A 9782-nucleotide genomic window follows, 5' to 3' on the forward strand; every position below is an offset into this window, starting at 1 on the left:
GGTCGGCCTCTGGATCGGGATCCGCTGCCGACCACGGGACAACTCGTTTCGTTCCTTACTCACTTTTCTGTCGGGATAGAAATCGATAAGTAAAGGGGGTGCGGTGATATTATTATATGGATTCGCCTTCGGCTGTCGTCCTCGCTGGCGGTGAAGGAATTCGGCTTCGGCCGCTGACACAGTATCGGCCAAAGCCGTTACTTCCAGCCGCGACGACGCCAATTCTCGAACACGTTTTCGATCAATTGCTCGAGGCAGGTGTAACGGACATTACCGTCGTCGTCGGTTACAGACAGAACCGCGTACAGGCGTATTTCGGCTCGACGTATCGCAACGTACCGCTGACGTACGTCACCCAGGATCAACAGCTCGGAAGCGGGCATGCACTCCTTGTGGCCGAGTCCGAGGTCGATGGACCGATACTCGTCGTCAACGGCGATCAAATCGTCTCGGGGCGGATCATCAGCGATGTACTGGCGGCCCACACACGAGACGTGGCGGCGACGGTCGGGGCTCTCAACCGGACCGATACCGAAGCGTACGGCGGCCTCCTTCTCGAAGACGGGGTCGTCACGGACCTCGTCGAAAACCCCGTCGACGAACGACCGTATCGACTGAATGCCGGCGTATACGCGTTCGAATCCCGGATCTTCGAGGCGATCCGTTCGGTCGAATCGCAGGTCGGGGAACAGTCGTTGACGGACGGCATCTCCGAACTCGTCGACTCGGACGCCCGCGTTCAGGGTGTGATTTCGGAGGGATTCTGGGCGGATGCGACGTATCCGTGGGACCTGCTCGACGTTTCGTTCGAGTTGCTCGATGGGGACCTCGTTGAGGGTAGTCAGCGGGCCGACATCGCAGCCACCGCAATGGTTCACGAATCGGCTACCGTTCGTCCGCCCGCCGTCGTCGCTTCGGACTGTGAAATCGGCCCCGGGGCGGTCATCGGCCCGTACGCGTGTCTCGGTGAGAACGTCACGGTGGAGTCAAACGCCGTCGTCGAACGGAGCGTTATCGATAAAGACACGCGAATCGGAGTGGGGGCGACCGTCCTCGATTGTGTTACTGGGATCGGTGTGACCGTTGGTGGTGGAACGACGATCCCCGGCGGTCCCGGTGACGTTCGCGTCGACGACCGGGTCCACGAAAACGAATCCCTCGGCGCGCTGTTGGCCGACCGCGTTCGCGATCGTGGAGGGACCAGGTACGTGCCGGGAACGATCGTCGGACCGGACGCGACCGTTGCGGCCGGCACAACCGTTCGTGGGACGATATCGGAAGGAACGGAGGTGCGATCGTAATGTGTGGAATCATCGGTTATACGGGAACCGACCGAGGCGCGATCGACGTGCTCATGAACGGGCTATCCTCGCTGGAGTACCGCGGCTACGACTCCGCCGGCGTCGCGGTCGCCGACTCGTCGCTTGCAGTCTTCAAACGAGAGGGGGAGGTGTCCGCGCTCGAAACCGCCATTCCGGACGACGATATCGGAGGAACCGCCGGTATCGGTCACACGCGCTGGAGTACGCACGGTCCGCCTTCCGACACCAACGCACACCCGCATACGGACTGTACCGGAGACGTCGCGGTCGTCCACAACGGAATTATCGAAAACTACCGGACCCTGCAGTCGGAGCTCGAAGCGGACGGGCACACGTTCAACAGCGACACGGACACCGAGGTCGTTCCCCACCTGATCGAAACGGCACTGGCGGAAGGCGCAACCCGCGAGGAGGCGTTCCGGCAAGCGGTTCAGCGGCTCGAGGGGAGCTATGCCGTCGCCGCCGTCTTCGAGGGTGACGAGACGGTCTACGCTGCCCGCAACGAGTCCCCGCTCGTTCTGGGACTCGGTGACGACGGCTACTATCTCGCAAGCGACGTGCCGGCGTTTATCGAGTACACCGACCGCGTGGTCTATCTCGAGGACGGGCAGTTCGCACGGGTCAACCCGTCGGGGATCGTCGTCACGGACGAACAAGGAGCCATCGTCGAGACGGCAGTCGAGACGATCTCGTGGGATCCGGAAGACGCCGGCAAGAGTGGTTACGACCACTATATGCTCAAGGAGATCCACGAACAGCCGACGGCGATACGGAAGTGTCTGCGCGAGCGAGTCACCGAGATGGAGGGATCGATTACGGTCTCCGAGTTGGCGGACCTCGAGCGACAGGGACCGGTACAGTTCGTCGCTTGCGGAACGTCGTACCACGCTGCACTGTACGGTGCTCGGCTGTTGCGCGAACAGGGGGTTCCAGCACAGTGTTATCTGGCCAGCGAGTACGACGTCGAGTCGCTTCCGGTCGGGAACGAGACGCTCGTCGTCGGCGTCACACAGAGCGGTGAAACGGCGGATACGATGCGTGCGTTACGGGCGGCAAACCGCGTCGGTGCATCGACGCTGGCGCTGACGAACGTCGTCGGGAGTTCGGCTGCACGGGAGTGTGATCACGTGATGTATATCCGTGCCGGGCCGGAGATCGGTGTCGCCGCGACGAAGACGTTTGCAAGCCAACAGGTGGCGCTGGCGATGCTCTCGCAGGTGCTGTCGCCGGATCGGACGCCCGAGACGGACTTCATCAAACGACTCCGGACGCTACCCGACCGCATTCAACGGATACTCGACGAATCGAACGCGCAAGCGATCGCCGAGACGTACGTCGACGCCGACGCGTATTTCTTCATCGGCCGCGGCTACAACACCCCCGTCGCGCTCGAGGGGGCACTGAAGATGAAAGAGATCACGTACAAACACGCGGAAGGGTTCGCGGCCGGCGAGTTGAAACACGGTCCGCTCGCGCTCGTCACCGAAGCAACGCCCGTGTTTGCGATCGTCACCGGCGAGTCAAACGCCGCAAGGACCATCGGCAACATCAAAGAGGTCGAGGCACGGGGGGCACCGGTCGTCGCAGTCACCGATTCGCCGTCCGATGTCGACCAGTACGCCGATCACATCCTCGAGGTTCCGTCTTCAGGGCCGCGATGTACGCCGATTCTCTCGAACATCCAGTTACAACTGGTGTCGTACTGGGTCGCAAATCAGCTGGGACGGTCGATCGACAAGCCACGGAACCTCGCGAAAAGCGTTACCGTCGAGTGATCCTCCCTGCCGACGAGGGGACTGACGGGTCCTGATCGCGGTATCGGCACTCGGGATTCGTGACGCTCCGACCCACAGCCGGCCGCTACCGTAGCAGGCACGCCGAGAGGGCGCCGTCAGTGGTCGGCGGTCGCGTTCCGAACGAGTTCCCGGGCGTTATGGAACAGTTCCCGGGCGACGGCTTCGTCACGCGCTTCCGCCGTGACGCGAACGAGGGGCTGTGTCCCGCTTTTGCGCACAAGGAACCAACCGTCAGTCAGACTGACGCGAACCCCGTCACGAGTGTCGATTTCGATCCCCGGCTCGGCGACATCGTACCGGCGCTCGACACGCTCCCGGACTCGCTCCATGACGGCGCTTTTTTCGGTGACTTCGATCGAATCCCGCTCGATCGGATACGTTTCGATATCCGACACGAGTTCCGAAAGGGGGCCATCACGGGAGACGAGTTCGACGAGTTTGCAGGCTGCAAGCGGCCCGTCAGGGCACAGCGTTTGGTCCGGCCAGATCCAGGCTCCGCTCGGTTCGCCGCCGAACACGACATCCGACTCCGCGGTCCGCTCGGCTACGTAGACGTCGCCGACCCGCGTTCTGGTGAGTGAGGCACCGACGTCGGCCAGCGCGTCATCGACCGCGAGGCTCGTATCGACCGGGGCCGCGACCCGATCTCCCGACCCGGCCGCGTCGACTGCGAAAAGCGCGAGCAAGGCGTCTTTCGGGACGAACGCACCTGTGCCATCCACTGCGAGCATTCGGTCGCCGTCGCCGTCGTGAGCGATCCCGAGATCCGCATCCGTTTCGGCGACCATGCACATGAGGTCGGTAAGCGTCTCCCGGGTCGGTTCACTCGGGCGGCCGGGAAACGAGCCGTCTTCCTGCCCGTTCAGCGTCCGGACGGTACAGCCGAGGTCGTGGAGGACGCGGGCAGTACTGCCGGCCGCACCGTTACCGAGATCGACGACGACGTTCGGCGCATCCGTCCGGGACACCGAGACGGACTCCCGCAACGAACGGACGTGTGCGTCGGCGGCGGTGGTCTCGCAGGACCGTCTCGAGCCGAGTTCGTCCCATGCCGCGAGGTCGTAGTCGTCCTCGCGGAGTCGCCGCGATATCGCCTCCCTGCGGTCGGGTCCGAACGCCTTCCCCGACGGGGTCCACAGCTTGACCCCGTTGTCGGTCGGCGGATTGTGTGACGCCGTGATGACGACGCCAGCGTCGGCCTCGAGTGTCGAGACGGCGCGGGCCACCGTCGGCGTCGCGGCTACCCCGACGTCGACGACATCCGCACCACATTCCTGTACCCCTGCAGCGAGTGCCTCGTGAAGGAACGTCCCGCTTTCCCTGACGTCGCGACCGACGACGACGCGGCGATTCCCTTCGGATGCGAGCGCGCGGCCGACCGACAGCGCGAGGGTGGCGGTGATCTCTTCGCCGACCGGACCGCGAATTCCGCTGGTACCGAACATGATGTTATTATCACGGATATATTATATAAGTTAAAGGGTTCGACCCGGTTTTCGAACGGCGTTTGGTTTTCGTCTCCGTTGTGGTCGCTATCACGAGACGTTTCGTGGTACAGCTCCGGGTAAAGTGACACCATCCTTTGCTGGCGTGTTTCGGCTCACAGTCAGTCGTGAGCCCGCTGTCGGAGTGTCCTATCCGACCAATCATTCCCTCGGACCGCGGTGCATTCGAGCGAATGCAGCCAGCATTCCGTGGCCGTAGCCGAGAGTTGAATCGTTACGTCGATGCCGGCCCCGATTAGTCGTCGATTTTGCTCACAGGAGTTGTCACAGATAATCTCGATCGCGATCCACCAACAGACGGACTTGCACCTCGATAAAACCCGCTCGTATCTATACTAGCAGCTATGGCGGTCACGAAATATCGGTCTGCTCAGTATTAACATATTAATGAAGGACAAGCGAATAATTTTTATCCTATAGATCGGAATCAATAGCCGAATAGCAATATGGCGGCTTCACTTACGAGCCAGCGCTATCAGATAAAAATTCAGATGAAGTTTTAGAAAATTAAGATGATGAAAGGTATGTTTAATATCAAGAGGGGCGAGGGAATCGACAATGAGCAGTGACCATACGTACGACGAAACAGAGGGGATCACGACGCCAACACGGATTTGTGTCGTCGGTCTCGGTTACGTTGGACTACCACTCGCAGAAGCGTTCGATAGTGTCGGGCACGATGTCACTGGATTCGACATCGACCCCGAGAAAATCGAGCGACTGCAGTCCGGGATCGATCCAACGGGGGACGTAGGGGATAACGAGATCACGGACAGTGAAATCGAATTCACGACCGACGAACGGACGATCGAACGAGCGGACGTGATCATTGTCGCCGTTCCTACACCAGTTGATGATCTCGAAAAGCCCGACCTCGGAAACGTCGAACAGGCCGGTAAGATGGTGGGGAACCAGCTTGACACCGGAACATCCGTCGTCCTTGAGTCGACGGTCTATCCGGGAGCCACACGCGAGGTGTTCGTTCCAGCACTCGAAGACGCCTCGGATCTGCAGGCGGGCGAGGAGTTCGGTGTGGGGTATTCACCCGAACGAATGGTTCCCGGAGACGATGAACACGGTCTCCCAAACGTCGTCAAGATCGTAAGCGGATTGACTGACGAGACGCGAACGGAACTCGCCGAACTTTACGAAACGGTGGTAGACGCCGGTATCCACGAAGCACCAACGGTCGAAACCGCCGAGGCAGCGAAGTGCGTCGAAAATACGCAGCGCGACCTCAACATCGCACTGATAAACGAACTGTCGGTCGCATGTGATCATCTGGACATCGATACCCAGGCAGTTCTCGAAGCTGCCGGAACGAAATGGAACTTCCATGACTATCGCCCCGGACTGGTCGGTGGACACTGTATCCCGGTTGATCCGTTTTATCTCATCTACGAAAGCGAGCAGAACGGGTTTGCACCCGAGTTGATCAAACAAGCACGTGAAGTCAACGAATTCGTCCCCGAACACATTGGAAGACTTACTATTAAGGCGCTCAACGAAGCCGGGAACGTGCTGCAAAACAGTCGCGTGTTGATACTCGGGCTTACCTACAAACCGGACGTTGACGACATTCGAACGTCGGCAATCGGCGGCGTCATCGATACCCTGAAGGAGTATGAAATCGATATCGTCGGCTTTGATCCACACGCCGATAACGAAGCGATATGCGAGGAGTTCGGAGTCGATGTTCAGGAAGAACTCGCCGTCGAAGGGTTCGATGGAATCATCATCGGAACCCCCCACAGCGAATTCCACGGGTTACACTTCGGCGATATCGCGCATGAGATGGCCGAAAATCCGGTCCTCGTCGACGTCGATGGGACGTTCGAGGAGTCGGCACGGGATAACGGCTTCATCTATCGAAGACTCTGATGTATCGAGAACATACAGTCGGCGTCGTCATTCCGGCCTACAACGAGGAAGGTTTCGTCGGCAGTGTGATCCGTGAGATGCCCGATTACGTCGACCGGATGTATCTGATCGACGATTGCTCGACCGACGGCACCTGGGAGGAGATATACGAAGCCGCGCGTGACGACGCTTCGAAGATCGAACTCGAGTATGAAGGTCGGCTTGACGAAAGCAGTGATGGTCGGACGGAACCGAAACCCGTCACTGACGGCGGGACGAACACGTTGCGTGGTCGTGCAGTCGTCGAGGAGCCGATCGGTCGCGTCGTTCCGATCCAACACCGTGAGAACTTGGGAGCCGGCGGAGCTATTAAAACAGGGTATCTGGCTGCACTCGAGGACGACGTAGACATCGTCCCAACGGTCGATGGCGATGGCCAGATGGATCTCAAACAACTGCCGAAACTACTCGATCCGATCGTCGACGAGAAGGCCGACTATGCGAAGGGGAATCGTTTGCTGTACGAGGAGTACCGATCCGAGATGCCGGCGTTCCGGTTCTTCGGGAATTCGATTTTGACTTTCCTGACGAAGATCGCGTCAGGATACTGGAAAACGATGGACCCACAGAACGGGTATACCGCGATTTCCCACACCGCTCTCGAGGCGATCGGGGTCGAAAACATGTACGAGTACTACGGGTACTGTAACGATCTCTTGGTAAAACTCAACGCAAAGGGAATGGGTGTCGCTGACGTTGCGATTCCCGCCGTCTATGGCGATGAAGAGTCGTCGATTAATTACATTACCTACATTCGGAAGGTTTCGCTGATGCTATTGCGGGATTTCCTCTGGCGTCTGAAAGTCAAGTACCTCGTACTCGATTTCCACCCGCTGGCGTTGTTTTACCTGTTCGGTGCCGTCATAGGATCGATCAGCCTGCTCGGTGGGGTCTGGTCTCTGTACGCAAACGTCGCACTCGATGAACCACTATTCGTTCGGGCGTCGGCCAGTTTATTGTTGTTTTCAGTTGGAACCGCGCTCATAATGCTTGCGATGGTGTTCGATATGAAGGAAAACGAGTACAAGGAACATCAGATCCGCGCCTAAAAGATGATAAATATGAAAATAATATTCACAATACAACACCCTGCGCACGTGCATCTGTTTCGGAACAGTATCCGACAACTGAGTGAGAACGGCAACGATGTCTTCATAATTGTCAGGAAAAAGGAGATCAACACGGAACTGCTGGAGTTGTACGACATCAATCACACTGTCGTCGCTGACGAGCCGTCGTCTATGTTCCATCTGCCGTTCGTCCAGCTTCAATACGAGAAGGCGCTCATCCGGGCGGTCCGCCGGATCGATCCCGATGTGCTGGTCGCGATGGGCGAGCCCGCGATCACTCATGCTGCGGCGGCCACTGACGCCAAGAGTCTTGTGTTCACCGACACAGAGCACGCAACGCTCCAGAACGCGCTTTGCTTCCCGTTTGCCGATCGGATCTACACACCGGAGTGTTACGACGACAATATCGGGTCCAAACAGGTCCGGTATCCCGGTTATCACGAACTCGCGTATCTCCATCCGAACCGGTTCGAACCGGATCCATCGATCCTCTCCGAGGCCAACGTCGAACGGGATGAACGATTCGCCATCCTTCGTCTCGTCTCGTGGGATGCCGTCCACGATATCGGAGACGGCGGGTTTAGCGATATCGTCGATGTCGTCAAGGCGCTCGAGGCGACGGGGACGACGGTGAGAATCACGTCCGAGGCGGAGTTGCCCGCATCGATACGTGACCGAAAGGTGTCGGTCCCTCCACATCGCATCCACGATCTAATGGCGTTTGCAGACCTCTTCGTGGGTGAAAGCGCAACGATGGCCGCTGAAAGTGCGGTTCTTGGAACACCAGCGGTGTACGTTTCCTCGAGTCAACTCGGCTATATCGACGAACTCGAACACCAGTACGGACTCTTGTTCACCTATTCCGGAGCTGATCGCCACGAACGTGGCCTGGACAAGGCGATTTCGATTCTCGAACGAAACGATTCCGAGCAATGGAAGCGCCGGCGTGAACGGCTGCTTGCCGATAAGGTGGATACGACGAACGTAATCGTCAACGCCGTCCAGGAGGTGGCCTAACCGTGGGAGACAACGTCGACGTTCTGATCGTGGGATCGAACCGAACCGTTGGTGGTATTCCACGGTACATCGACCAGCAAGTCGAACATCTCTCCGATAACGTCACGACTCGGGTATACGATACCGAAACACCGTCCGGAAGCGGACCACTCTGGGTGGTTTTGGCCGTTTTCCAGACGATGTTTACCGCCCTTCGGTTTCCGTTCCGACGCCGTCCCGATATCGTGCACGTTCACACCGCTCACTGGTTCTCGTTCTATCGTGCGACGTTTTACATTCTTTTCTCGAGGTATATCTGGCGGGTGCCTGTCGTCGTTCACATTCACGGCTCGTCTTTCGACGAGTTCCTCACGGCAAACAGTATCGTCGCACAAACGATTCAGCGAATCGGATTTCATGCCTGTAGTAGCGTCATCACGCTGTCCGATTACTGGCGTGAACTCGTCGAGACACACACGAATGCGGACCGAGTTATCGCAATCCAGAACGCCGTTGATCCGGAGAAGTATGCCGATTCGTCCGATACAAAGGACCAAACGATCGTCTACGTATCGCACCTCTCGGAGCGAAAGGGTGCAGCTGAGTTCGCAACTGCGATTTCCGCTCTCGTCGACCAGCAGGACGGACTGACGGTCCACGTGGCAGGATCGGGTCAGTACGCCGATCGTATCGAGCAACTCGAGGACGAATACAATGAAGTCAACTATCACGGCTATGTGTCCGAAGAGAAAAAACGGGACCTCCTGGCAGACGGAACGATATTCGTCCTTCCGAGTTACGCGGAGGGGCTCCCGATCGCAATCCTCGAAGCCATGGCGGCAGGAAACGCGATCGTCTCCACGTCCGTCGGGAGTATCCCCGAAGTGATTACCGAAGACAGGGGCCGTGTGATCGAGCCAGGAGATCCCAGCGCGCTCCGCACGGCACTCCAGTCGCTGTGTCGATCCAATTCGGAAGTGTCGCGGATGGCAGTTCGGAATCAGGAGATCGTCCAAACGAAGTACAACTGGGAGTGCATTGCCTCGGAACTGTACGATACATACTCGGAACTGCTCTCGAGGGATATCGAGAGCGAACGCTGAGCCGCCGCTCCCTGCCACCGACTTCCCTCCGCGATTATCAGAAAGCAGGCGGATGCGTCTCGGCGGTATT

At 58.6% G+C, this 9782-nt stretch carries 7 protein-coding genes; 6 read left to right on the forward strand and 1 reads right to left on the reverse strand.

Going from position 1 to position 9782, the window contains the following annotated elements:
• Positions 1-116: 116 nt before the first annotated feature.
• Together TX80_RS13230 and glmS are read left to right on the forward strand one after the other, a co-directional pair.
• Complete coding sequence (locus TX80_RS13230) at positions 117-1301, forward strand: sugar phosphate nucleotidyltransferase (protein WP_049923596.1); 1185 nt, start codon at positions 117-119, stop codon at positions 1299-1301.
• Positions 1301-3097 (forward strand): glutamine--fructose-6-phosphate transaminase (isomerizing), encoded by a 1797-nt coding sequence (glmS, locus tag TX80_RS13235; RefSeq protein ID WP_049923597.1) that lies wholly within the window; start codon positions 1301-1303, stop codon positions 3095-3097. Before TX80_RS13230 ends, glmS begins: the two co-directional genes overlap by 1 nt.
• Positions 3098-3213: 116 nt before the next feature.
• On the opposite strand, the gene glmM is transcribed toward glmS, so the two are convergent.
• A complete protein-coding gene (glmM, locus tag TX80_RS13240; RefSeq protein ID WP_049923598.1) occupies positions 3214-4563 on the reverse strand; it encodes a phosphoglucosamine mutase in 1350 nt (449 codons plus the stop codon).
• Between the two features lie 618 nt (positions 4564-5181).
• On the opposite strand from glmM, the gene TX80_RS13245 reads away from it, so the two are divergent.
• Genes TX80_RS13245 through TX80_RS13260 form a run of 4 tightly spaced genes read left to right on the forward strand, consistent with a single transcriptional unit; the run spans position 5182 to position 9712 of the window.
• Positions 5182-6504 carry a nucleotide sugar dehydrogenase gene (locus TX80_RS13245; RefSeq protein ID WP_049923599.1) on the forward strand — a complete coding sequence of 441 codons (1323 nt, stop codon included), beginning with the start codon at positions 5182-5184 and terminating at the stop codon, positions 6502-6504.
• Positions 6504-7592 carry a glycosyltransferase family 2 protein gene (locus TX80_RS13250; RefSeq protein ID WP_049923600.1) on the forward strand — a complete coding sequence of 363 codons (1089 nt, stop codon included), beginning with the start codon at positions 6504-6506 and terminating at the stop codon, positions 7590-7592. The genes TX80_RS13245 and TX80_RS13250 overlap by 1 nt, the downstream gene beginning before the upstream one ends.
• Positions 7593-7604: 12 nt before the next feature.
• Positions 7605-8630 carry a DUF354 domain-containing protein gene (locus TX80_RS13255; RefSeq protein ID WP_049924083.1) on the forward strand — a complete coding sequence of 342 codons (1026 nt, stop codon included), beginning with the start codon at positions 7605-7607 and terminating at the stop codon, positions 8628-8630.
• Positions 8631-8659: 29 nt separating this feature from the next.
• On the forward strand, positions 8660-9712 hold the full coding sequence (locus TX80_RS13260; RefSeq protein ID WP_268258151.1) for a glycosyltransferase family 4 protein: 1053 nt from the start codon (positions 8660-8662) through the stop codon (positions 9710-9712).
• Positions 9713-9782: the final 70 nt, after the last annotated feature.

Origin of the sequence: Halopiger djelfimassiliensis, assembly GCF_000455365.1 — an archaeon.
Classification (GTDB): domain Archaea; phylum Halobacteriota; class Halobacteria; order Halobacteriales; family Natrialbaceae; genus Halopiger_B; species Halopiger_B djelfimassiliensis.

Excerpts from the sequence above, each read along its gene's own strand:
- TX80_RS13245 (WP_049923599.1), top strand. The coding sequence starts at position 5,182 with ATGAGCAGTGACCATACGTACGACGAAACAGAGGGGATCACGACGCCA.
- glmM (WP_049923598.1), bottom strand. The coding sequence starts at position 4,563 with ATGTTCGGTACCAGCGGAATTCGCGGTCCGGTCGGCGAAGAGATCACC.
- TX80_RS13230 (WP_049923596.1), top strand. The coding sequence starts at position 117 with ATGGATTCGCCTTCGGCTGTCGTCCTCGCTGGCGGTGAAGGAATTCGG.
- TX80_RS13255 (WP_049924083.1), top strand. The coding sequence starts at position 7,605 with ATGAAAATAATATTCACAATACAACACCCTGCGCACGTGCATCTGTTT.
- glmS (WP_049923597.1), top strand. The coding sequence starts at position 1,301 with ATGTGTGGAATCATCGGTTATACGGGAACCGACCGAGGCGCGATCGAC.
- TX80_RS13250 (WP_049923600.1), top strand. The coding sequence starts at position 6,504 with ATGTATCGAGAACATACAGTCGGCGTCGTCATTCCGGCCTACAACGAG.